The 25125-nt window shown below is 44.8% G+C and carries 18 protein-coding genes; 9 read left to right on the top strand and 9 right to left on the bottom strand.

The genetic code is table 11. From position 1 onward, the window contains the following. Window positions 1-19 precede the first annotated feature (19 nt). Window positions 20-1669: an NAD+ synthase gene (locus tag E2R65_RS07890; RefSeq protein ID WP_134335932.1), complete on the bottom strand. Its 1650-nt coding sequence runs from the start codon at window positions 1667-1669 to the stop codon at window positions 20-22. A gap of 146 nt (window positions 1670-1815) precedes the next feature. Here E2R65_RS07890 and gldB point away from each other — a divergent pair, with 146 nt between their 5' ends. Then, window positions 1816-2865, top strand: a complete 1050-nt coding sequence (gene gldB / locus E2R65_RS07885; RefSeq protein WP_308472298.1) for a gliding motility lipoprotein GldB — start codon at window positions 1816-1818, stop codon at window positions 2863-2865. A gap of 218 nt (window positions 2866-3083) precedes the next feature. Here the strand turns inward: gldB and E2R65_RS07880 are convergent, their stop codons facing one another. The 4 genes from E2R65_RS07880 to E2R65_RS07865 all read right to left on the bottom strand — a co-directional run bounded on the left by E2R65_RS07880 (window position 3084) and on the right by E2R65_RS07865 (window position 6936). Continuing rightward, window positions 3084-3662 carry a dihydrofolate reductase family protein gene (locus E2R65_RS07880; RefSeq protein ID WP_134335931.1) on the bottom strand — a complete coding sequence of 193 codons (579 nt, stop codon included), beginning with the start codon at window positions 3660-3662 and terminating at the stop codon, window positions 3084-3086. A 200-nt stretch (window positions 3663-3862) separates the two neighbouring features. Continuing rightward, window positions 3863-4051, bottom strand: a complete 189-nt coding sequence (locus E2R65_RS07875) for a hypothetical protein (RefSeq protein ID WP_134335930.1) — start codon at window positions 4049-4051, stop codon at window positions 3863-3865. A gap of 64 nt (window positions 4052-4115) precedes the next feature. After that, window positions 4116-5123, bottom strand: a complete 1008-nt coding sequence (locus tag E2R65_RS07870; protein WP_134335929.1) for an NAD-dependent epimerase/dehydratase family protein — start codon at window positions 5121-5123, stop codon at window positions 4116-4118. A 328-nt stretch (window positions 5124-5451) separates the two neighbouring features. Beyond that, on the bottom strand, window positions 5452-6936 hold the full coding sequence (locus E2R65_RS07865) for an alpha-amylase (RefSeq protein ID WP_134335928.1): 1485 nt from the start codon (window positions 6934-6936) through the stop codon (window positions 5452-5454). A 156-nt stretch (window positions 6937-7092) separates the two neighbouring features. Here E2R65_RS07865 and E2R65_RS07860 point away from each other — a divergent pair, with 156 nt between their 5' ends. Continuing rightward, on the top strand, window positions 7093-7413 hold the full coding sequence (locus E2R65_RS07860; protein ID WP_158285238.1) for an MmcQ/YjbR family DNA-binding protein: 321 nt from the start codon (window positions 7093-7095) through the stop codon (window positions 7411-7413). Window positions 7414-7482: 69 nt separating this feature from the next. After that, window positions 7483-7686, top strand: a complete 204-nt coding sequence (locus tag E2R65_RS07855) for a YtxH domain-containing protein (protein WP_134335926.1) — start codon at window positions 7483-7485, stop codon at window positions 7684-7686. Window positions 7687-7771: 85 nt separating this feature from the next. Here E2R65_RS07855 and E2R65_RS07850 read toward each other — a convergent pair whose 3' ends face one another. From E2R65_RS07850 to E2R65_RS07835, 4 genes are read right to left on the bottom strand one after another with little or no spacing between them, the layout of a single operon-like run. Beyond that, complete coding sequence (locus E2R65_RS07850) at window positions 7772-8107, bottom strand: hypothetical protein (RefSeq protein WP_134335925.1); 336 nt, start codon at window positions 8105-8107, stop codon at window positions 7772-7774. Window positions 8108-8124: 17 nt separating this feature from the next. Further along, window positions 8125-10101, bottom strand: coding sequence for an OmpA family protein (locus tag E2R65_RS07845; protein ID WP_134335924.1), 1977 nt, complete (start codon window positions 10099-10101; stop codon window positions 8125-8127). An 11-nt stretch (window positions 10102-10112) separates the two neighbouring features. After that, on the bottom strand, window positions 10113-11117 hold the full coding sequence (locus E2R65_RS07840) for a PorP/SprF family type IX secretion system membrane protein (protein WP_134335923.1): 1005 nt from the start codon (window positions 11115-11117) through the stop codon (window positions 10113-10115). Between the two features lie 46 nt (window positions 11118-11163). Beyond that, a complete protein-coding gene (locus E2R65_RS07835; protein ID WP_134335922.1) occupies window positions 11164-19065 on the bottom strand; it encodes a gliding motility-associated C-terminal domain-containing protein in 7902 nt (2633 codons plus the stop codon). A 310-nt stretch (window positions 19066-19375) separates the two neighbouring features. Here E2R65_RS07835 and E2R65_RS07830 point away from each other — a divergent pair, with 310 nt between their 5' ends. The 6 genes from E2R65_RS07830 (at window position 19376) to E2R65_RS07805 (ending at window position 25010) form a co-directional block, all read left to right on the top strand. Continuing rightward, on the top strand, window positions 19376-19753 hold the full coding sequence (locus E2R65_RS07830) for a hypothetical protein (protein ID WP_134335921.1): 378 nt from the start codon (window positions 19376-19378) through the stop codon (window positions 19751-19753). 64 nt (window positions 19754-19817) lie between these two features. After that, window positions 19818-20474 carry a hypothetical protein gene (locus tag E2R65_RS07825; protein ID WP_134335920.1) on the top strand — a complete coding sequence of 219 codons (657 nt, stop codon included), beginning with the start codon at window positions 19818-19820 and terminating at the stop codon, window positions 20472-20474. Further along, complete coding sequence (locus E2R65_RS07820) at window positions 20441-21238, top strand: sensor histidine kinase (RefSeq protein ID WP_134335919.1); 798 nt, start codon at window positions 20441-20443, stop codon at window positions 21236-21238. The genes E2R65_RS07825 and E2R65_RS07820 overlap by 34 nt, the downstream gene beginning before the upstream one ends. A gap of 7 nt (window positions 21239-21245) precedes the next feature. Continuing rightward, a complete protein-coding gene (locus tag E2R65_RS07815; protein ID WP_158285237.1) occupies window positions 21246-21914 on the top strand; it encodes a response regulator transcription factor in 669 nt (222 codons plus the stop codon). Between the two features lie 240 nt (window positions 21915-22154). Then, window positions 22155-22415 (top strand): hypothetical protein, encoded by a 261-nt coding sequence (locus tag E2R65_RS07810; RefSeq protein ID WP_134335917.1) that lies wholly within the window; start codon window positions 22155-22157, stop codon window positions 22413-22415. A gap of 39 nt (window positions 22416-22454) precedes the next feature. After that, window positions 22455-25010 (top strand): NACHT domain-containing protein, encoded by a 2556-nt coding sequence (locus E2R65_RS07805; RefSeq protein WP_134335916.1) that lies wholly within the window; start codon window positions 22455-22457, stop codon window positions 25008-25010. Window positions 25011-25125: the final 115 nt, after the last annotated feature.

Genomic DNA, 25125 nt, shown 5'->3' with positions numbered 1-25125 from the left:
CCCCGTTTTTAGCGTGTAGTTACATCAAATATTTGCCTACTATCGGCATACGCCTGCCCATGCCAAATGCCTTGGGCGATACCCTTAATATTGGCGGCGTTTGGTAACGCTTATGCTCGGCCAGGTTAACCAGGCGCAGCACTTTATGCACTACGGCATTATCAAAACCCTGCTTTATGATTTCTGCGGATGAACAGCGGCGCTCTACATATTGCACCAGTATGGCATCCAGTATATCATACTCCGGTAACGAATCGGTATCCTTTTGGTCGGGCCTTAGCTCTGCCGATGGTGGTTTTACGATGGTATTCTCCGGGATGATCTCCCGCTGGCGGTTAATATAACGGGCCAGCTGAAAAACCTGCGTTTTAAACACATCGCCAATAACAGAAATTCCGCCGCACATATCGCCATAAAGCGTACCATAACCTACGGCAGCCTCGCTTTTGTTGGAAGTATTGAGCAGAATGTAGCCAAACTTATTACACATAGCCATCAGCAGTACCGCCCTGCTGCGCGATTGGATGTTCTCTTCGGCAATGTTAAACGGCAGATTTTGGAATTGCGGGTGCAGCGAGTTTTCAAACGCATCCGTAATTTTTTCTATAGCGATGGTTTCAGATTTGCAGCCCAGGTTAGCCACCAGGTCTTCGGCATCCTTTAAAGAATGATCGCTGGAGAATTTGGAAGGCAGCAAAACAGCCATTACATTTTGCGGCCCAAGCGCCTCGGCAGCCAGCGCGCACACCACGGCAGAATCTATCCCGCCGGATAACCCCAGAATGGCCTGCTTAAAGCCCGACTTATAAAAATAATCCTGTATGCCTAAAATAAGCCCCTGGTATATCTGCTCTATATCGCTTGCGCGGTTGGCCTTTTGGGTAGTTTGATGTTCAAAGCTGATGCTTCCGTCATCATGTAAATTGTAATAGGTTACAGCTTCCGAAAAATAAGGTAGCTCATCGGCTATTTTGCCATTTTTATCAAACACTAAAGATCCGCCGTCAAAAATCAGTTCGGTTTGTGCGCCAACGTGGTTTACATAAAAAAGGGGCAGGTTATACCGCCCGGCATTATCGCTTAGTATGGCAATTCGCTCTTCATCATGGTTATAAGCAAAAGGCGATGCCGCAATATTGATCATCACATCCGGCTTTTGCTTAATCAGCGTATCCATGGGGCGGGTAATGTACAGCGGGTTCTCAATAGTGTTCCAAAGGTCCTCGCAAATGGTCAGTGCAATACGCTTACCTTTAAAATCTATGCAATTAAATGTGGTTGATGGTTCAAAATACCTGTACTCGTCAAAAATATCGTAGTTGGGCAAAAGGGCCTTGTTTACAACAGCCTTTATCTCGCCGTTATCTATAAAATAGGCCGAGTTGTTCAGATCTTTACCTTCGGGATTATGGTTGGGTGTTGGCAGGCCAATGATGCAGGCTATCCCGGTACAGGCTGCAGCTATTTGGTGGGCGGCGGCATCACACAGGCTTATAAATTCATTAAACTCCAAAAAATCACGCGCAGGATAACCACATACGCATAACTCGGCAAAAACAACCAGGTCGGCCCCGTTCTGTTTTGCTTCCCGGATGCTGGTAATTATTTTCTGGGTGTTAGATTCAAAGTTACCAATATGATAATTAAGCTGGGCTAATGCTATTTTCATGTTATTAATGAGTGGTAATTGGTGGGTGGCGAGTGGGTGAAAGGTCTAATCAGAAACGGTTAACCATTTACTGATCATTACTTAACTACTCACTATTCTCCCCCTTTAATGCAAATAAAAAAATTATTTTTGCTAAAACGTTATTTATGATGTCTAATTCATGTAAAACAACAGTTATATACTTAAGTTTTTTACTGTGCCTTATTTTTACGGCCTGCAAGCGCAATAAAAAAGTTGATGTAAGCAACATACCGGTAAATGTTAAGATAGAACGCTTTGACAAAGATTTTGACCAATTGCGTACCCACCCGCTCACACCTCAAATAACCCTGCTGCAAAATAAATACGGCTTGTTTTACCAGGATTTTATTGAACGTATAATTAAAGCGGGCAGTACGGCAGATACCAACTATTATAAAAACCTGCGCGATATTTTTGCAGGCCAGGCTTATACCGATCTTAAGCATGATGTTGACGCCGTTTATCCCGACATGGATAAGCAGGATGCAGAACTAACGGATGCCTTCCGCAGGATAAAATACTATTACCCGCAAAAGCGTTTGCCAAAGGTATATGCCTACCTATCGGGTTTTAGGGCGCAAACCACTATTGGCGATGGTTATTTTGGTATTGGTTTAGACCTTTTTTTGGGTGCCGATTCGCGATTTTACCCGGCGCTGATAGAGAATTTTCCGCATTATATATCGCGCAGGTTTACGCCCGATAACATTACCCCGCGTGTAGTAGAAGGAATTGCCCGCGAAGATATGTTCCCCGAGGATGACCGGGACAACTCCCTGCTGGCAAAAATGATCTACAACGGCAAGATATTGTACTTTATGGATCAAACCCTGCCCGATGTAGCCGATTCTACCAAAATTGGATACACTGCGCAACAGATAAAATGGTGCGACGACTTTAAGGCCAACATCTGGGGATTTTTTTTAGAAGAGAACCTGCTTTACGAAACCGATTTCCAGAAAATTCAAAAGTACCTGAATGAGGCCCCCTTTACCCCCGGCCTCGGCGACAAGAACGATTCGGCCCCCAAACTGGCCGTATGGACCGGCTGGCAGATTGTAAAACAATATATGGACAAGCACCCCGATATTACCCTGCAGCAGCTTATGGCCAACAGGGATGCCCAAAAGATCCTGAACGAATCAAAATACCGCCCTAAAAATGCCGAGGAATAATTGTATAGACGCGATGCATCGCGTCTATGGCAGACTCGGTTATGATATTCAATTAAGCAGGTTATAATGCTATTTAAAGGCGCGAAGTATCGCGCCTCTACGGTCATGTTCAACAACATTAATAACCACAATTGTAAAGGCGCGATACTTCGCGCCTCCGGCAGTACGGTTATGGATTTTTAATTAACATGGGTTATAACGCGGTTAAGAAAAGCGATCTATAGTGCCTGTGCAGGTAAGTATTTGCTTATCGTTTTACCGCTTTTGAACGAGATGGTGCTCTCCAGATTGAGGATCTTTCTTTCCTTAAAAATAGAAAGGCCCTTACCAATAGCAACCGGGTTCCTGATAATGTAATACTCATCAATAAGATCCAGGTCAACCAGCGATCTTACAAAATCAGCACCGCCATAAACCAAAATATCTTTACCCTCTTTTTGCTTTAGTTGTTTCACCGCTGTAGCCAGGTCGCTATGCTCTGTTTCTAAATTCCTGCCAATAATATTCTTTTCTGTGCGGCTAAAAACGATTTTGCGCATGTTTACCATGGTTTGTGCAAAAGAATGCATGGGGCTATCGGGCTGATTGTCTGCCACATTTTCCCAATAATCAATAAACTCACGGGTCATTTTACGGCCTAATAAAATAATGTCGCTACTTTCAGCAATATCTATCACCGTTTTAAAGCTATTAGGGTCTGGTGCAGCACCCGGAAGAAATTGCCAGTCTAACTCACCTTTGGGACCGGCTACAAAACCATCAATGGTCATTTGTATCTGTAACTTTAACTTCCTCATAAATTAATTTTAATGCTATAATTGCTTGTCTATATCCAAATATCAGTAAACAATATAAGCATCTTGCGGTACGATCGCGACAAAAACAGGGCGTGCTTTACTTACCTGGGCTATCTTTTCAGAAAAATGACGAAAGAGCGTACAAACAAAAAAAGCGCTGCCAAAACTGGCAGCGCTTTAATTATATCATGATGCATTACTTATTTAAGAATCCCAAAAACTGCTTTTAAGCATAAGCCGGAAGCTACTAACAAGATCAGGTTAGAGATCAGCGTAGCGTGAGGAAACTCTACAAAGCGTAAGTAAACACCTACTAAACCAATAACAACCGTCAGAACTAAGAATTTATAGTGACTTACTGAATTTGCGTTTTCTGTTGAATTTTGCATTTGCTTAATTATTTGGCACAAAAATATAAATGTTTACCGAAAAACCGATAATCTTTTTCAGGAATTAAACAGCCATTGATTTCTTGCTCCAGCCCTGCGGCAGATTTTCTTCTATCTCTATGTTGTCAAACTCGGCGCTGGCCCTGGAGCCAACCACTTTTGCCCAGGCGGCCATTTTGGCTATCCCTTCTTCCAGGCTTACATTTTTACTGTTGCCAAATACACCGGCTGCTTTTGAATGTTCGCTGTGGGCATGCATAACTTCTTTACGTGCTTCCAGATGGGTAACTTTGGGTTCCACACCCAGCTCTTTGGCAACTACCTGTACCAGTTCGTTCACCGTGTAGGGCTTATCGGCACCAACGTTAAATACCTGGTTATACGCAGCAGGTACATTTACACAGTTGGCAATATGCGGGGCAACATCGTCAATATAGCTGAATGCGCGGGTTTGTTCGCCATCACCAAATATGGTCATGGGTTTTTGCTGCATTATCTGGTTCATAAAAATACCGATAACGTTACGGTATTTATCGCCGATATTTTGGTTCTCGCCATAAACATTATGCGGGCGAAAGATCACCGAATTTAAACCGAACATGTGTTTAGCCGCCTTCAAATCCATCTCTACTGCGTATTTGGCTACACCGTATGGGTCTTCGGGCTGTGGCACCATGCTCTCTAACATGGGCAGTTGCCCTGCACCATACACCGCTATTGACGAGGTAAACACAAAACATTTAATCTTGTATAAAACTGACAGGTTGATAAGATTAACAGAACCGATAAGGTTATTATTATAATTAAACCTGCGGATAAAGTGCGACAAGCCTTCGGCAGCGTAGGCAGCCAGATGGTAAACATAATCAAACCGGTGCTTCTCAAACAAGGCCTCCAGCAGTTCAACATCGTTGATAGAGCCTTCCATAAACTCTACGCCTTGCGGTACATGGTCTTCAAAACCACCGCTAAGATCATCCAGCACAATCACTTTGTGCCCAAGGTTTAAACAATGTTTTGCTACATGTGAGCCAATAAAGCCGGCCCCGCCTGTTACCAATGAAGTAATCATAATTTAGATATCTGTTTAGTATAAATCGGTTATAGGGTAATAAAAGCGCTAACCCTTTATGCTGCTATAGTGGCAAAAACCAGGCCGCATACCTTATTTTTTTTATCAGCAACCAGTTAAAAAATCGCTTATCCGAATTTTTGACTGCAAATGGCGATTTAATGTTGTTTGCAATGGCGAAACTATGTTAACCCCTGCTATATGACGGCTATTATTTTACTAACAACTGCCGCTATAAACCACGCGTTGTTTAAGCATAACACTTGTTGTTGATTTTATTCCCCAAATATGTGTTCGGCGGGGCCTGTAAAAGCTATTACAACTAATACTAATTTTTAACCGCCCAAACGCATACCGAGCCTGCCCTTACCAAAAAATCGGCCCAGCCATCGTCGCCAATGGTTATTTCGGCATCGTGCTTGCCCAGGTAATCTACAAAAGTTTTACCGGCATGGCGCTGGCCAACTTCCATTGTTTTGTTGCCCTCTTCGCCGTTTGATATTACTACAGCGCAGCCAGAGTTTTGATGCTCGTCGTCGCCCTCGCGGGTCCAGCCTATGCAATTCGGGTGGTCAAAATAATCGCGCTGCTGGCCATAGGCAACATACTTGCGAATGTGCAGCAGGCTTTCCAGTTCGGCTACGGGTGCCAGTATAATTTCGTGCTCGTTGCCATCGTCGCCCTTATCGGTGTATTTAGATCCGTAAAGATCCGGGTAAAACAGGCAGGGGTAGCCGCCTTCGCGCAACAATATCAGCGCATAGCCTATGGGCTTAAACCAAAAATCTACCGGCTGGGTAAGCGATTGCAGGGGTTGGGTATCATGGTTTTCTACCAGTGTTACCGCTTTATCCGGTTTAAGCGCAACCAGTGTGTTATCAAATATGGTTGTCAGATCATAACTACTGCCCTGTACAGAAGCCTCATGCAGATTATTATGCAAAGGCGCATCAAACAGCGACATGCGGCCGCCCGTTGCCTCCAAATATTCTTCTAACAGGCCTACTTCATAACTCCAGTATTCGCCAACGGTAAATAGTTCCTGCCCGGTTTGGCTGCGCATATGGTCAAGCCAGTCATTATAAAAATCAAACGAAATATGTTTAATGGCATCCAGGCGCATCCCGTTAAAGCCAATGGTATCATGGTACCATTTTCCCCAGCGCTTCAGTTCATCGCGCACGGCGGGGTTGCGGGTATCAATATCATCCATCATCAGGTAATCAAAGTTACCGTTCTCATCCCCTACTACATCTTCCCACGCCTCGCCATACTGGTTCTGGATGCTAAAGATGGCGGTCTCTTGTGTGCTGCTGTCAAAATCCACACCGGTAAAGCATTGCCAGTCCCACACAAACTGCGAATATTGACCCTGCCTGCCCGGAAAAGTAAATTTGGTGAACGATTCTATCTCGTAAGGTTCGCTTATAAATTCGTTACGATTATCGGGATTTACTTTACGCACGGTAAAGCGTTCGGCTTCATCGGCGCCACCCATGTGGTTAAGTACCACATCAACGTAAACATTAAGGCCTGCTTCTTTAGCAGCATTCACGGCATCAAGCAACTGTTGCTTTGTACCGTATTTGGTACGTACAGATCCTTTTTGGTCAAATTCGCCCAGGTCATAAATATCGTAAACATCATACCCTACCGAGTAACCGCCCGCCGCACCTTTTTGCGCCGGCGGCAGCCAAACGGCATCTATCCCTATATTTTTTAAACGGCCCGATTCATTTTTTAAATGATCCCAAAGGGTGCCATCGCCCGGGGAATACCATTCAAAAAACTGCAGCATTGTAAAATTTTCCATGTATCTAATTTTATGTCCCTACAACCTTAATATGGCCTTTAAGTTTTAATCTGCCGCAAATTTGCCCTGATATGCTTAAAGCAATAATTTTTTTCGATGTGATTAAGTTTGCTTAACTTGCCTTATGGCAACGGATGCCTTTTATTTCTGCAATTTTTGCGTAGCACGCTGCTGCACCTGCCTGGGGTTACCGAGAAACTATATTTTGGCACCCCCGCATTTTATGTAAACAAAAAAATATTTGCACGCATTAAAGAAGACGGGGAAAACCTGGTTTTAGGCACACTTGATCGCGACAAATGGATGCATGCCAAGCCGGATGTTTACCACATTACCGCCCATTACCTTAACTATAATTATATGCTGGTACGTTTAGCACATGCCGACCCACAAGAATTAAAAGAACTGCTGCTAACCGCCTGGCGCAACAGGGCTACTAAAAAGTTGATAGAAGCGTATCAAAAAAATATAACGTAACAAAGCCCTCCCTTTGGCATCATACTTGCAAATGAATTAGTACAAACATTTACTTAAATTAACAACATCATGGGCTTATTAAGATTTATAGCAGTTGGCGCAGCCATTGGGTATGGGATAAACTATATTACTAAAAAAGGCCCTAACGGCCGCTCTATCCTTGATGATATTACCGAGGATGCACCGGAATGGTTTGAAAAAGCCAAAACCTACGCTACCGAAAAGGTAGAGCAGGCTGTACAACAGGCCAAGCCTGATAACCGTGGTTATTAAGGCAATTATTACTTTTTATGAAACAACAAGCCATCCCAATATTAAAAAAATGGGACGGCTTGTTTATTATTAAGGGAAAAGGTTGTTATTCGTTGCCTTCGTAAAAACCAGGGGCTATGGCTACAGACAACAGAGTGCTCATGTGCTTATCAAATAATTTCTTCCACCAAAACTGGTAGTTCCGGGGATAAATAATTCGGTCTGAGTGATCTTTACGGCATAGCTCTTCAAAAGCAAGTAGTTTATACATCACCTTGCGGGAATGATCAACCACCGCGTGCGAGCGTTTGGTATAACCCAGCATACTGTTGATTTCCCGATTGGTTTTACCACGCAGTATCCAGTTAAAAATATCAATGTGATGCGTAGAAAATCCTTTGGTTTTAAGCGTTGGCCGGGTAATGGCAATTGCGTTTTTCATAGTTTGTTCCTCTCCTTCTATTCTAATTTTAACACTTTAAATTCTGTTCGCCTGTTTAGCTGCCTTCCATCGGGGTTATCTTTGCCATTGGGCAATATATTGGGGGCAATCGGCCTGCTTTCGCCATAGCCTTTGGCGTAAATACGCCCTTCGGGAATGCCCAGGCTAACAATATAATCTACACAAGCCTGCGCACGGCGCTGCGATAAGCCCATGTTATACTTGTCAGATCCCTTTGAATCTGTATGTGCAGCCAGTTCAATACTTATTTTGGGGTTATCTTTCATGATGGTGGCCAACTCGTTCAGTACGGTTTTTGATTCGGGCCTTAGGGTGGCCATATTATAATCATACAGCACATTTTTAATTACGATGGGCTTATCAACCTTAAAGGCCTGCAGGCAGATCTCTGGATTGAACAACGTATCGCCGCTCATCTTGCCAGACGATGGTACCGGAAGCACCTTGGTAAAGTACCCCTGTTTTTCGAGCACCAGCGTATATGGCCTGGTATTTTTCACATCAAAACTATAGCGGGCGGTGTTATCTGTAACTATTTGTTTAACGGTTTGCCTGGTCAGCGAATCAACAAAGCTTACCTTAACCCCGGCCAGCGCGGTACGGGTATCGCAATCTAATACCAAACCGGTAAGCAGGTGGCGTTTATCCGTCACCTCGAACAAATTCAGGCAGCAATCCGACTCGCGATCGCTGCTGATATAAAATTTATTTTGGTCGACGTTATCAGGTACGTAATACAGATCATCCTTGGCCGAATTCATGGGGTAGCCCATGTTTGCAGGTGCTGTCCATTTACCATCAGCATCGTAGCTTTCAAAAAAATCAAATCCACCCAAGCCTAAAAACCCTTTAGAACTGTAGATAAGCCTTTTACTTTGCGCATCGTAATAAGGCGCCTGCTCATCCATACCGGTGTTAATATCGCTGCCCAGGTTGGTTGAGTTGGTTGGGTTACCATCGCTGCCCAGATCGGCCACCCAAATATCGTCGCCACCCTGCCCGCCGGGTTTGGTAGATACAAAATACAGGCGTTTACCATCTGCCGTTACAAATGGCTGTATGGCATTAAAGCCATCTGCATTAACATTGGAGTTAAGCTTTAGTGGCGTGCTCCATTCTGTACCGGTTAACGTGCTGGTGTAAATACCATAAGTGCTTTTGCTGCCCGCCTTATACCAGCGGGTAAAATACATACGCTGCCCGTTCGGAGAAAATGCCGGCGTTCCATATTCCAGGTCCTTAATATTATCATCACTTTTAAATTTAATGATCTGCGGCTGCCCGCCATCTTTATTTGGCAGCATGTAAATGCGGTTGATGTGCGTTTTCTCGTCCTTTACAAACCGCGATGAGGTAAAATAGCTGTTGCCATCGCGCTGCCACATGGCGTAATCAGATCCATCTGAATTCCAGGAGCCTTTGCGTTTAACAGCCTCGGCCATAATGGGATATTTATACTGATCCTTTGCAAAATTACAGGTTTGGATCTCCTTTTCGGCGATGGTTTTATATTTGGCATCGCCATTATAAGCCATATTAAACTGGCTCAACTGCTTTATGGCCTCATCAAAATGCTGATTGGCACGTAAGCATACGCCATACCAAAGCCTGCTTAGAGGGTATTTTGCTTCGTTATTTTCGGTGATCACCCGGTAATACCAGGGCTCGGCTTCCAGGTAGTTCTCGTATCCGCGGTAAGCTTCGCCCAGGCGATAGCAAATGTAAGCGCGGTCTGTAGTTTTGCTCATTTTGGCACCATCTTTTGCCGCTTTGCCACCGCCGCTGTAAGGGATAGACTGGCGGGTAACCAGGCTCATACCTTCGGCTGCCTTGCGGTAATAATAGGCGGCTTCGTACCAATCTTTATTATTAAAGGCCTTATCGCCCAGGGCGCGCGGGTTATCTTTGCTATACTGGGCATTGGCCGCAACACCCAGAATAAGTATTAACAGGGTAAATAATATTTTTTTCATATTGATAGGGTTTATAGCCTTGGGCAAATTGGTTCGGGTTCCTGGATCCGCTTGCGGAAAACATAACTTAAAGACAGTTCTAACCCGCCCTGCCCAAAGGTTGCACGGTTAAGCGATGAGGTATTAAAATCATAACTGGCCCCTATAATAAGGCTGTTTACACGATACCCCACATTTGCTACAGCCGCATCTTTAAAACGGTACATCCCCCCTATAATAAACCCCTTATCGTTATTCATTTTAAATTCAGAATAAGCGCCAACGGCTTTTTCTTCGGCCTTTTGCTGCCGCATATACACGGCATGCGGTATAAAATCAAAAAAATCTGATGCTTTGATGCGTACCCCGGCATGGGCTGTCCACCGGATAGGCAGTATAGCCGCTGTGCCGCTGTTGGTTGCTATAGGGTCTTTAGACCGTGTTAGGTGTGATGCGCTTAAGCCGCCAAAAATGTTTGCACTGTGCAAAGGGTCACCGTCGTAATAAAAAACACCCGCACCTGCATCAAAAATGGTTGCATTAGAGTTGAGGAAGTTTTCGTTACTGGGCAGTGTAGGGTCAAACCCGCTGCTGGGATTATACTGGCTGCCATACTGCGCTTTGCTGGGGTCGAAACCGCGGTTTATTAATCCCGCCTGCACACCAAAACTCAACTTTTTAAAGCCATCGTTTGATACTGCAACAGCATAACCGAACGAGCCGTAAGCTGCAAAGTAATTATAGCCAACATCGCCGGCGGCCTGGTTAATTACGTTAAAACCCAGCCCCACCTTATCTGTAGGCCGGTAATCTACTGATAGGGCACCGGTTTGGTAAGCATTATTGATATTAGCATACTGGTTTTTAAAATTGGCATTAATACGCAAATCACCATTCATTACCCCCGTAAGTGCGGGGTTAAGATAAAGCGGGTAGGCGTAGTATTGCGAAAAGTGAGGATCTATCTGGGCTATCAGGCGGTTGGCTGCCCCAAACTGGAGCAGCGCCGCTATCATCATGATCGTTAATTTTTTCATGTGCAGGTATATATTAGGTGATGTATTATCTAATGAGTTAATCCGGTTATCGTATCAGGGTAACGGTGCCTTTCTTCTTTACTACCTGGCCACTATTGAGCGTTATTTCCACATAGTACACGTACACACCCACCGGCTGTGCCTTGCCCTTGTAAGTACCGTCCCATCCGCTGTTCAGGTTGGTAGACCTGAACTGCTGCTCACCCCATTGGTCGTAAACCGAGAAGCTGAGTTTTTGAATGGTGTTGCCATACACATAAAGGATATCGTTATTGCCATCCCCGTTTGGCGTAAAGGCATTCGGTACAAATATGCCATCACCAAACGGATTGCTTGCCGTACCCGTTACTGCTATGGAGTTTGCACCTAGCAGACAAGGCAGATCGCCCAAAGCACGTACAATAATGGTTACCGATTGATTGGGATTTAAGCCTGTAACGGTATGGCTTAACCCTGCCGCACCCGAGCTTGGGGTGATAAAGGTTAAACCGTTATCTAAACTCACCTCATAACCTGTAGCATTAGGTACCGCTGTGTAAGCAAATGTTACGCTTGATGTGGTAGTGGTTAACACACTCACCGTTGTAGCAGGCAGCGGGCCAAGAATGGTAACCGTAACCGGTGTGCGGGTTAGGGATGCGCAACTGGTAACACTGCTAACCGCCTCTGCATAATAGGTAGTAGTAGCACTTAATACCGGCGTGGTAAAGCTGGCACCCGTAAATAACGCGGTACCGCCCGTTGCTGCAGCATACCATTTTATGGTAGTATTTGCAGCTGCCGTTGCCAGCAATGTTGTACTGCTGTTAGGGCATATCTGCGTGCCGTTGCTACTTACAGCCGGTGCCGCAGGCGCCTGATTAACCGTTACCGTTACCATAGTGCGCGTAGTTGAAGGGCAGCCGCCATCATTAACAGCTTCTACATAATAGGTTGTAGTATTGCTTAACAACGGTGTAGCGAAGCTGGCGCCTGTAAAGGTTGGTGTACCACCGGTTGCTACCGTATAAAAATTATAGGTGTAACCTGCCTGCGCATCGGTAACGGTTAAGGTTGCTGATGCACCCTGGCAAGTGCTAACCGGGTTGCCGTTTGCTACTACCGGGGCTGCCGGCGATGGACGGGTGTTAACCTGCATCTGGGCCAGGTTGGAACTGCTACAACCTGCCGAATTAAATGCCGCTACATAGAAGTTTGTTGTAGCTGTTACAGGGCCGGTAACATAGGTGGCGCCTGTAAACAGCACGGTAGTTTGCCCAGGCGAATCATACCACCTGTAAGTGATACCTGCCTGAGGCGAGGTAACACTTAGAGTGGCGCTGCTGCCAGGACAAACACTCACGTTTGGCGAGCCTACAGTTGGGTCGGCAGGTAACGGGCTAACCGTTACAGATACCGGGGTACGGGCCGATGGGTTGCAAGCACCTGCACTTGCGGCTTCTACATAAAATGTAGTATTTACCATGATAGATGCCGTAAACTGGGTGCCGGTATATAATAAGGTACCGCCTGTTGGCGCATTATACCAGCGATAAACCAAATCTGGCTGCGGGCTGGCAATGCTGATGGTAAAGTCGGCACCTTCGCAGGCCACCAGGCCGCCTGCCGGCGCTTGTACCTGCGGTGGATTTGGCGCAGCTGTTACGGTAATATCTGTACGGGTGCGGGTTGCGCTGATACAGGTACCGTTTGATGCTTCAACAAAGTAAGAGGCATCTGCTGTAATATTATTAATGGTATAGCTGGTGCCTGTAAACACAGGTGTACCGCCTGTTGCAGCTGTATAAAAACTATACTGCTGGCCGGCAACCGGGTTATTAACGCTAATTGTTACACTGCCGCCAGCGCAAACCTGCGTTGTTACAGCATTTAATATTGGTGCGCTGATCTGTGCGGTTACCGTAACATTAACCGGGGTACGGCCGCCGTTGTTGGTGCATCCGCCGGTGGTGCTTACTGCTTCTACATAAAAAGTAGTATTCTGTGTAATCGGGTCTGTAGTAACGGCTGCACCGGTGTAGGCTATGGTTCCGCCTGTTGCTGCGGTGTACCAGTTATAAGTAACACCGGCTTCGGGGTTTTGTACAGTAAGATTTGCCGGGCTGCCGCTGCATACGGTTAAGTTAGCTGCCGACACCCCCGGCTTGGCAGGGCGCGGGTTTACGGTTACCGTTGCTGTGGTACGTGCCGGGCTGGTACAGCTGCTATTGGTTAATTCGGCATAATAGCTGGTATTGTTAACCGGCGATACGGTGTAGCTTGGGCCTGTAAACAGCAGTGTGCCGTTGGTTTGGGCATTATACCACCTTACAATTGCTGTACCGGCGTTGGTAACGGTAAAGGTTACGTTATCGCCTGCGCAAATTGTAGCGGTGGTTTGGTTTAATACAGGGTTAACCGGCGTAGGTGTAACATTTGCAGTTACTGCCACACGGTTAGGGTTGGCACAGCCGTTTGATGTGCGGCTGCTGCCTACATAATAAGTTTGTGTATTATTTAATATACCGGTTGTAAAAGTTGTGCCGGTGCCTGCAACCGTATTGCCTGTGGCAGTGGTATAAAATGTATAAGTAACACCCGGCCTTGGGTTACTCACAGTAAACGTTGCTTTACCGCCCGAACATATGTTTACCGTAGATGCCGCCACTGTTGGTGCATCTACCTGTTTGCTGGCATAATAGATACTAAAGGTGTTTAAGGCCGCTAAAGCGCTGTTAAACCGCACTTCTATCCTATCGTAAGCGGCACCCGGTGCAAAGCGGATCACCGCTATGGTATTACCGGCCAGTAAACGCAGCCTGATAGCGCTGCTGCTGATACTGGTGCGGTCGCCATTGTAGGTAGCGCCGTTATAAGATGCTACCTGGATGCGACTAAGTATCCCGGCAGACAGCAGGCTGGATGCACCGCCTATTTTGATCGTAACGCTATCCCCTGCCAAACCGCCATCGCTAAATATCAGTGTTTGGCCAACGTATGAACCTACAGCCACCGGCAGGTTGATCTGGCTGGCGCTTGTAGTATCCGCGTCAACTGCCTGGTTAGGATTGGTTACGCTGCAACCGATACAGGCCAGGCCTGCATTTACATCAAATGTTTGGGTTGATGCAAAATCGCACGAAGTGGAAAATATTGGGTTTACAGTAACCGTAACAGGTGTGCGGCTTGGGCTGGTACAGCCGGATGCTGCCAGCACACTTTCTACATAATAAGTAGTAGTTGAGGTTAATACCGGCGTAGTAAAACTACTGCCCGTAAATATAGCGGTACCGCCGCTGGCTGATGTGTACCATCTGAATGTTGCGCCTGCAGTGGTTGATGTTGCCGTTAACGTAGCGGTTTGGCCAGAAGTGACCTGGCCGCCGGCAGGGTTAATGGTTACTGTTGGGGCAACCGGTGTTGGGTTAACCACTACATCTGCCTTGGCCCTGGTGCTGCTTGTGCAGGCACCCAGTGTAGCATCTACATAATAAGATGTATTGGCAGTTAAAGCAGGTGTGGTAAAGGTTGCACCTGTAAATACAGGCGTGCCGCCCGTAGCTGCGGTGTACCAGTTAAAGATAACGCCCGGCTGGGTTGATGTTGCGGTTAGCACGGCTGATGTACCCGCACAGGTTTGCGTTGGGTTTTGTGATACAACCGGCACCAGTGGAGTGGCAGTTACATTAGCTGTTACTTGCGTGCGGGTAGAACTGCCGCACTGGCCCGCGCCTTGCGCCTGTACATAATAAATTGCCGTGGCAGTAAGCGGCCCTGTAATAAAGGGATTGCCTGTAAATACCGGCGTGCCGCCTGTTGGCGTGGTGTACCAGGCAAAAGTTACACCCGCAACTGCATTTGCAGTAAAAGTAGCCGGCTGGCCGGAGCACACGGTAACTGCAGGTGTATTCACTACTGGCGGCGCAGGTGTTGGGGTAACATTAACCGTTACCGGCGTGCGGGTGGTTTGGGTACAGCCATCGGCAGTCCTGCTGGCTTCTGCATAATACGTTGTGCTGGCGTTTAATACCGGCGTGTTAAAGGTTGCGCCTGTAGCAATTGGCGAACCGCCCTGTGCAGTGGTGTACCATTTTACGGTTACATGGGCAGGCACGGTAGCCGTAAGGGTAGTTTGTGTGCCCTGGCAAGCTGTTACGCCTGGTGCGGCAACAACCGGTGCAGGCACAACCTGTGCGGCATCATAAATATTAAGCGCGCTTAATACCCCGGCCACCCCAGAGTTTAGCCTGATCTCTATCCTGTCGAAATCGGCGTTAGCTTTAAAAGCTACGCGGAAACGGCTTGTACCGCTTAAAAGATTTACCGTTATTAGTGCGCCGTTTAAATTGGCACGGTCGTTATTAAAAGTAGCGCCATTATAGGTTGCCAGGCTTATTTGAGATAATACGCCCACACTAGCCAAAGCACCCGGAACACCTAATTCCACTATTACGCTGTCGCCGCTGCGGCCTGTATTGGCAAAACGGAGGATCTGCTCGGCATAACCGCCTACCAAACCAACAGGTACATTTAGCTGGGTAAAGGTATTGCGGTTATCATCTATAGATCCGTTGGGGTTGCTGATACCGCAAAGCACGCAAAGCAAACCGCTGGTGTTATTAGTTTGGCTGATGGCAGCATCGCAGGGAACGGGATTATTTGATACCGAATTTAGTGTGATAGCACCCGGCGCCCTGGTAGCAGATTTTACTCCGGTTGCCGTAACCACAGCTTCGGCATAGTAAGTAGTTGGTGTAAGCACCGGCGGTGTATTAAAGGTTGCACCGGTATAAACTATGCTGCCGCCAGTTGGGGCAGTGTACCAGTTAAAGGTAACTCCCGGCGTGGTTGATGATGCGGTAAGCGTGGCAGATGTACCGGGGTCAACCGCTTGTGTGGGCGGCGTAACAGTTACATTGGGCACTATTACCGGTGTAACGGTAACGGGCACAACAGTCCTGTCTGGTGATGGGCAGCTGCCCAATACGGCCTCGGCATAATAAGTTTTATTGGCAGATAGTACCGGGGTGATAAAGGTATTGCCTGTAAACACCGGCATACCTCCTGTTGGCGCTTCGTACCAGTTTACGGTAGCGCCTGTAGCTGCCGTTGCTTTAAACGTAGCTGTTTGCCCTGCTATAATGGTTGCATTTGGCGGTATTACGGTTGGCTTTGCGGGCGGATCGTTCACGGTTACCGTAATAGGCGAACGTGTTGGACTAACGCATGTGCCCCTGCTGTATTCGGCATAATAAGTAGTAGTGGTGCTAAGGTTACCGGTGGTATAAGTTATACCTGTAGCAACAGCGGTGCCGCCTACCGGGCTGGTGTACCATTTAATAGTACCGTTGGCAGGTGAACTTACCGTTAATGTTGCCGGGCTTCCGCTACAGATCTGCGGCGACCCGTTGGCAAATACCGGGGTTGGATATTGTTGTGCCGCATAATAAACATTCAGCGAGGTTAACAGCGTAGCTACACCGGATGCCAAGCGGATCTCGGCCCTGTCATAAGCGGCAGTTGCAGGCACAAAAACAGCATAACGGTTGCCGCCGCCCAAAAGGCTTATTTTTATTAAAGCGTTATTAAGCGGGTACCTGCCTACTAAGGTAGCACCATTGTAAAGCGCTATGCTGATCTGGCCAAGTACGCTGGCATCAGCTAAACCAACAGGGGTGCTTAATACCAGTTTTACGGTATCGCCCGCAAAACCAGCCTGCGGAAACTGCAGTGTTTGCTGTGCGTAGCCACCGGTAAGCCCGGCCAGTACCGTTATGGTTGATGCCGTTGTGGTATCGGCATCTGTTGCCAGTGCAGCATTGGTAATGCTGCAGCCTATGCATAAACCATTAACAGCCGGTACCTGCACGCTGGCAAAAGTACAAGGTGTGTTATTGTTGATAGTAACATTAATAGTAACAGCTGTACGGTTTACCGATTGGCATCCCGCGGCATTAAAACCGGCTACATAATAAGTAGTGTTGGTATATAATTGCGGGGTAATGTAGCTGTTGCCGGTAAAAACAGGCGTAGCTGCATTTGCCGATGTGTACCAGCGATAGGTAACCCCGGTTTGCGCATTAGTTACATTAATGGTGGCCGTTTGCCCTGCAGCTACCGTTAAATTATTAGCAGCCAATACAGGGTCGGCTGGTTTTGGGGATACGGTTACATTAGCCTGTACCCTTGTGCTGCTTCCACAGCCGGTAACATTTACAGCTTCAGCATAGTAAATGGCGTTGCTGGTTAGCGCCGGCGTGGTAAAATTAACGCCGGTGTATAACGACGTACCACCTGTTGCAGTGCTATACCAGTTATAGGTTTGCCCCGCCACCGGAGAGGCTATCGACAATATGGCTACATCGCCGGTACAAATGGTAACATTATTTGCAGTTAGGGCTGGTGTTGCCGGTAAAGTACTTAATGTTGCCGTAACCACAGTACGGGTTGGGCTTGGGCAGGTGCCGCCTGTTACAGCTTCGGCATAAAAGCTGGTAGTTGCGTTAATGGCACCTGTTGTAAAACTGTTGCCTGTGGCTACAGGCGTACCGCCGGTTGCTGCAGCATACCAGTTTATGGTAACACCCGATACCGGCTGCGCTGTAAAAGTTACCGTACCGCCGGGGCACACACTGCTATTGCTATTGGTAATAACCGGTGCGGCAGGTATTGGGTTTACAGTAACGGTAACGGCTGTGCGCTCAGATGCATCGGTACAGCCCGCACGGGTTGCAGATACATAATAGGTTGTGGTTGCCGCTAATACACCCGGCGAAAAGGTAGCGCCTGTAAATACAGGTGTACCGCCCGTAGCGGCAGTGTACCAGTTAAAGGTAGTATTAGGTACAGCTGTTGCCGTAAGTGTAACCGTACTGCCCGCACATACATTAGCGTTATTGGTAACTACATTATTAAATTTTATAATGGGGCGTGGTATCAGCTTTTCGGCCTCAAAAAGGTTTAAGGTTGATAGCACATTGGCTACACCGCCACCCAGGCGCAGCTGCACCCTGTCATACGTTTTAGTGGGCGCATAGGTAACGGTAAGCTTACGCCGGCCCGCAGCCAGATCAAGCAGCCGCACGTTTAATAACGCCGAGTTAAAGGCCACAGCATCATTATTGCTGGTATTGCCGTTAAACGTAGTTATAGATATATTAGTGAGCACACCCGCATCTATCAATGCCTGTGGTAAAGAAAGTGTCATCCGGATAGAATCACCCAAAACTGAAAGCCTTTCGTAAATAATGGTTTGCTGTGCATAAGCGCCTACTGCTGCAACACCCGCATTTAAGGTTGATGCCGTATTGATATTACCATCTATTGCATTGGCAGGGTTAGCCACCCCGCCTACGTTAACACCTAAATTTAATAGGGCCGATGATATACCGTGCAATTCATCATAAGCATTGTTACAGGCAACGTTTGCCGGGCCGTTGTAAAAAGCCTCATACAAATAAATACTGCTTAAAGCGCCAACAAGCCCGCCGTTTAGGGTAACCCTTACCCTATCATAAGTTTGGGTGGGCGTTATGGTAAGTTGTACCTGGTTATTGTTGCTTACCGCGCTAACCAGTGTACCTGCCGATATAGCACCGCCAACGGGGTTATTACCGTTATAAGCCCTGATGCTGATGCCGCCAAGGGCTGTAAGATCAAGCAGGTTATCGCCCGACCCCAGTTTGAGGGTTACCGGTGTGTTGGCCGCAACTTTTGCCGCCCCCGGAAAGATCAGCTCCTGGTATGTAACGGCAGCAACGCCCAGCGTTACATTTAAGGTGGAGTAGGTTTGCAGGTTGCCGTCAATAGCGCTGCCCTGATTGTTAACCACGCAGCCCAGGCACAGCAAACTTGCGGCACTGCTTTGCTGTGTAGTTGCAAAATTACGCTGGGCATAAATATTTATTGATGTGAATAACAGCAGCAGTAGCGAGGCTAAATATCTGCTAAAAAAGGTAGAGGTTTTCATGCATATAGTGTTAGGTAATGTAATACAGTACCCTAATTACGCTATAAGCTTAAAATTTATCTGAAAACACTTTGTTCAGTTGTGAACGTAACACTCCACCCCGTTCAGCCGTTTAATAAGTTGTTCATTTTATTCATTAATTTTTAACTTACCTATCACTTCTGCCAATTTGGTAAATTGCCTAAGCATTTTTTCAAATACCTTGCTTCAGTACTATAAAATTTCTTTAAACAGTGTTGTTCTTATTACGCATCAAAAATTGCACCATTTTACATTTTTAACAATTTAATAACTTAAACCTTAACACTTTATGAGCACTACAAACGATCCGGACGGAACAATACCCGTAACAACCGCAAAAGAATGGGCAGCAAACTGGCGAGATTACCTGAAAACGGCAAACCCCGATTTTATTACCCGTTCATTTGTTATCCCTATTGTGGATTTTAAGAACATTTTACTTTACAACCCCGATGCTGAAGCGGTAAAGGCCTTTATCGGGCTGGAATTTGCGGGCGATGCACTTAGCGCAAAACTAATGCTGGTACCGGTTAATGGTGGAGAAGAGGTATTATACAAACATCTTACAGATGAGAAGGTTGGCAACCCGCCAAGCAATGTATATGACCTTACTACGGCATGCCCGCCAACATGCGGACCGGGCACGGGAGAATCTTTAGACGCATAATTTTCAATTTATTTCCGGTTATGTTTATAAGCTTTGATATATTTAAGGCTTATAAACATAACTTATGTCTGACATGTACCTGATATACGTATGGTATATTGTGCCGGCAACTATACTTATTCCGGTTTTCAGCGCCATCTTAAATTACCCGGCCCTTACCCGGCCACTTAAAATCATTTTTGGGTTTCTGATCTTTTCTGGCATAATCAATCTGGTTAATATAATTGCCAGTAAAAACGGGTTTAACAGTATAGCGTTAATTAACCTTTACACCATTTTTGAGTTTATTTTTCTGGCATCTTTTTACAGTAAGTTTTTTGAAAAAAAAGGGCGGCGTGTTATTGCCGTACTAATGGCTGTATTTACATTATTGTGTATTGTAAATTATCTGTTCATTCAAAATAAAATTGAATACAACACTTACACCAGGCCACTGGATGCAATCATACTTATCGTATTTAGCCTGTTATTTATTGCAAAACAAAACGAAGACGACGAAAGCTGGACAGCTAACAAGTATAATTGGATAAACGGCGGCATATTGCTTTACTATGCAAGCTGCCTGTTTATGTTTATTTTTTCGAACTATTTATTGGTAGTAAGTAAAACAGTTACCCAAATTGTTTGGAGCATACACGATACGATACTGATATTTGAATATATTTTATTTGCCGTTGGATTTAGTAAATGCAGAACACAACAGATAACATCTACATATTAGTTTTTTTAGCGATGGGCGGCACATTTTTGCTCGTTGCATCTTTCATCTTTTTTTCCATCCGCAATCAAAACAGGTTGTTAAAACAGCGGCAGCAGTTTCAACAAGCCCAGATAGCGCATCAAAAAGAATTACTTAAGGCCGTCATCGAATCGCAGGAGGCAGAACGTAAACGCATAGGGCAAGATCTGCATGATGATGTAGGCACCACCGCATCCGGCCTGAGGCTGCTGATAGAAATGTTTAAACCAACAGGCGGCGAAGATAAAAACCACCAGGATTTTAAACAATCCAGTAAAACCATTATTGATAAAATAGTAAAGGACGTACGTAATATATCGCATAACCTATCCCCAACAACATTACGTTATTATGGGCTGATTGCGGCTGTTACCGAGCATTGTACCATTATCAACCAGTCGGGCAAATTAGAAATATCGCTAACAAATAACGCAGAAAGGGAATTAGACCAATTGCACCTTAACACAGCTACGGCGCTTTATCGTGTTTTAGAAGAACTTTTAAATAATACCATTAAGCATTCGGGGGCAAGCAAGGCCAATATAGGGCTTGTTACAGATACGCAAAACTTGCATATAACTTATGCCGATAACGGCAAAGGCCTGCCAACTGATACCGAAACGGTAAAAAAAGGTATGGGTATGCAAAACATCGAAAGCCGGTTGTTAAATATCAATGCCACCTACTCGCTCGAACCCTACTCGGGGAAGGGGTTCCGTATAAAAATTGAATGTCCCTTAAACTGATATGCGCATGAGCCAGATCAATATAGCTATAGTTGATGACCAGAACCTTTTTAGGCAGAGCCTGGCTTTGCTGATAAATTCTATCGAAAATTTCAGCCTTGTTGCAGAATGCTCGGGCGGGCAAGTTTTTATCAATGCGCTTAATAAGTTTAACATGGCTGTAGATGTAGCCATTATTGATATGGATATGCCCGGTATGAATGGCATCGAACTCAATAAATATCTGCAGGCAAATTATCCTAAAATAAAAGTAATTGTACTAACCGTACATGCCAGCGAAACCCTTATCACGCAAATGATTGGTTGCGGCGCATCTGGTTACCTGGCTAAAAATTGCGACAGGGACGAATTGCTGCTGGCTGTTAACACCGTACATAAAACAGGGTTTTATTTTAATGCCGAAGTAATTAAGGCCCTGCGTACCACCGCCGGCCATCGCTTACCTGTGCAGGATAATTTAAACGGCTTGCGGGTAAGCCTGTCTAAACGCGAGCGACAGATCTTAACCCTGATTTGCCAGGAGTTTAATAATGCCGAAATTGCTACCGAACTTAACGTAAGCATCCGCACAGTAGAGGGGCACAAAAAAAGCCTGATAGATAAAGCTAACTGCCGCAATATTGCCGGGTTAGTGCTGTTTGCATTAAAATATAGGCTGTTTGAATCCCCTTTATAAAACCACGTATAATTACGTGATTTTAAAATCACGTAATTACCACACAACTGTTAATCTACAATACTTTAAATTAATAATTTAATTTAAGCATAAAAAAGTACACATTGAATTTAAATTCGCCTTTTTTATTTCCTTTTAAGCAAATATTGAATTACTGATAAATTTCATACATACTTTTTTAAGTAACCGAATGATTACATTTACGTATAAATTAAAGTATTTCTGAAAACTTCTACCGAAATGGATCTTGTATTTATTAGTAATCAAATAAAGTATGACATATTAAATATTTGCGGTTTGCCGGTGAAGAACTCTTATAACCTTTTGACAGACACCCCTTTAATGTCTATGGGTTATGATAAAGATGAAGAACTGTGCAGAAAGCTCGAAGAGAAGCTTTGCCGCGTAGCAGAAGAATATAACACAGGTAAAAAAGTTGCAAAAGGGGATGTATCAAAAAACTTAACCGTACGGCAATGTATTCAGCTTGTTATAGCATAACAGAACTTATTAAGATAAGCAGATTAATAATTGTTGCGTATGACTTCATTATTACCTCAATACATTGAAGTACTAAAAACAGCGGTTCTTGAAAAATCCGGGTTTAGTACAATAACCCCATGTGATTGTAAGGCTATATCCAACCTGATATACAATCAAACCAAATTCAGCATTAGCGAAACTACCCTCAAAAGGATCTACGGGTTTGCTTACAGTAAGTTTAAACCATCCTTATTTACTATAAATGTAATGGCCAAATACTGCGGCTATCAGGGTTGGGATGATTTTTGCCACCAGCAGGAACAAACCCCGCAAACTTCTGCAACAAACAACGCCAGTTGGGAAAGGCTTAAAATAAACGCCAGCAAGATCACCAATTTTACCCTGCAGGTTTTACGCAATAAGGCAGGGATACCATACAACTTAACTATTAAAAGGCAGCATGTAAATCATCATTTTGATGAATTTTTAGCAGGCGATTACACAGCTACCCTACTTGCCGCACCGGCCGGGCATGGCAAAACCATTGCACTCTGCCACTGGCTTGAAGAGCGAATAAATTTAAACGCGCAGGGTAACTCAGACGATGTTATCCTATTTTTTAGCACAAGCGCTTTAATGAGCGCATTTTTAAGCGGGCGCGATCTTAACCAATGGCTATTAGCATTACTGGGATACTCTGCAGACGAAAATATAACCGCTTTATTTGACGATCAGCAAAAAAAAGGAGGAGATTTCTTCCTGGTGATTGACGATCTGGATGAACACAATTATAAACCCGAGCAGTTTAAACTTTTACTTAGCCAGCTAACAGATATATTTTCGCTGTACCAGTCGTACCCGTGGTTTAAACTGATTGTCACTATGCGTTCAGACACCTGGATAAATAACAGGCATGATGTAGATAATGGCAGTAATAAATGGTTTAAGGGCTTCATTGGCAATGCAAACTGGGCCACTAATGTACCGCTGTTTAGTGTACAGGAGATAAAAGAACTTTCGCATACTATAAACCCGGGGGCCAAAAGCGGCTTATCTGCCGATATAGCAACCGATCTTAATCACCCCTTATATTTTCAGTTTTATTATAAGGAACATAAAGATAATTTTTCGTTAAGCGATATAGATCATGTTTGCATTTATGAACTGATATCTACCTTTATACTCAATAAGGTTTACCTCGGCCATTACTCTGCCGAAAAGATTTTATTGCTTAAGGGCCTTATCGAACGTATGGATTTTGTTAACCAGAATTATGATGTAACAAAAACCAGCGTTAACGCGCTGATAAAGCAATACCCGCAAGCCTATAACGAACTTACAGGCGTAGGCTTTATCAGAGAGCTGAATAATAGCACCGATCTGCAGTATCAGACCAACATCGAATTCAGTAATCATAATTTTTTAGAGTATGCTATCTCAAAAACACTTTTGCAAGCCAATAACTTTGTTTTTGACACCCACTTAATAAAAGCGATAAACACACAATTTGAGGAAAGCAAACATAAGTTACCCGTATTAAAATGGTGCCTGCTGTATGCCATCAGAACAGATCAGCAGCTTGGTTTTGACGTGCTGTCACAAACCAAGCTCTCCCTCAAAGAAAAATCAGACCTGATCATTTTTCTGGGCGATATGCTCGACAAGCAATGGGCCTCTGCAAACCGGTCAGAATCGTTAACACAATACTTTAAAAAAGATTGCAGCCCGGCGCTTTTCAACTACTTTTTTGGGATAGAGTTTATTAACCTCAACTATAAAAAAACACTACACAGCCTGCTTAAGTTCGGCCTTTCTAACCGCAAACGCATCCTGGTATATACAATGCTGGCTTCATCGGCAGTAATGCGGCTGGATATGAACGACCTGGAGTTATACCTGGCAAAATTAAAAGCCATACCAGCAGAAGAATATAACAGGTTTGCGATTAATCCGCTTAAATGCCTGGATACACTTTATGCCTTTTTTAAGTACGGCGAATTTAAAAAAGAGGTATTTGCCGAAATCACCCACTTTTACTTTAACCCACCCAAAGAAGGTAATTATTTTGAGGACAATGCCTCAAATGATATGATATATCTGCTGGGAGCCTATACATCCTTAATTGCACAGGCCCCTTTAAAAACGTTGCGTTATATCAACATTTTAGAGAAGAACTATAAAAAGATCAACCTGCAAAAAATAGATAGTTATACCTATTTTTTAGGTGTGGTTATGGGCAACTGCTATTTCCGCCTGGGCCAAATTCAAAAAACAGAAGAATTGTATGCCGCTTTTAACACCGTTTACAAACGCAATAACGATTCTTTTACAAATTACATGAAAAATATGTTTTATGCCTTAAGGCTTAAAACCAACTTGCTGTTAAAAAAATACGCCCATATTATCGAAGATACCACATCGCATATGCAGGTAGCAGGAGAGAACAGGCTATCAAAATTGTTTATGCTGGCTATTATCATTAATAACAAGGATATAGAAGAGGTTTATCCGCAGTTTCATAAACAATGCCTTTACGAGCATGGTAAATTGCTGCGAGAAACTAACGTAACAACAATTTTGGCGCTTAAAAGTACACCCGCTTACAATACTTAATATCCAATCCAATCACAATTGCAAAAGGCGCCTTACAAATGTAAGCGCCTTTGTTTTTTAATGACTGATTTTGCTAATAGCTTACAAAGTTCTATCTATTAAAACCATATCAAAA

It is taken from the genome of Mucilaginibacter phyllosphaerae, assembly GCF_004378255.1.
Lineage (GTDB): Bacteria > Bacteroidota > Bacteroidia > Sphingobacteriales > Sphingobacteriaceae > Mucilaginibacter > Mucilaginibacter phyllosphaerae.
Note: the sequence above shows the minus strand (reverse complement) of the source record. Positions and strands in the feature narration are given on the sequence as shown.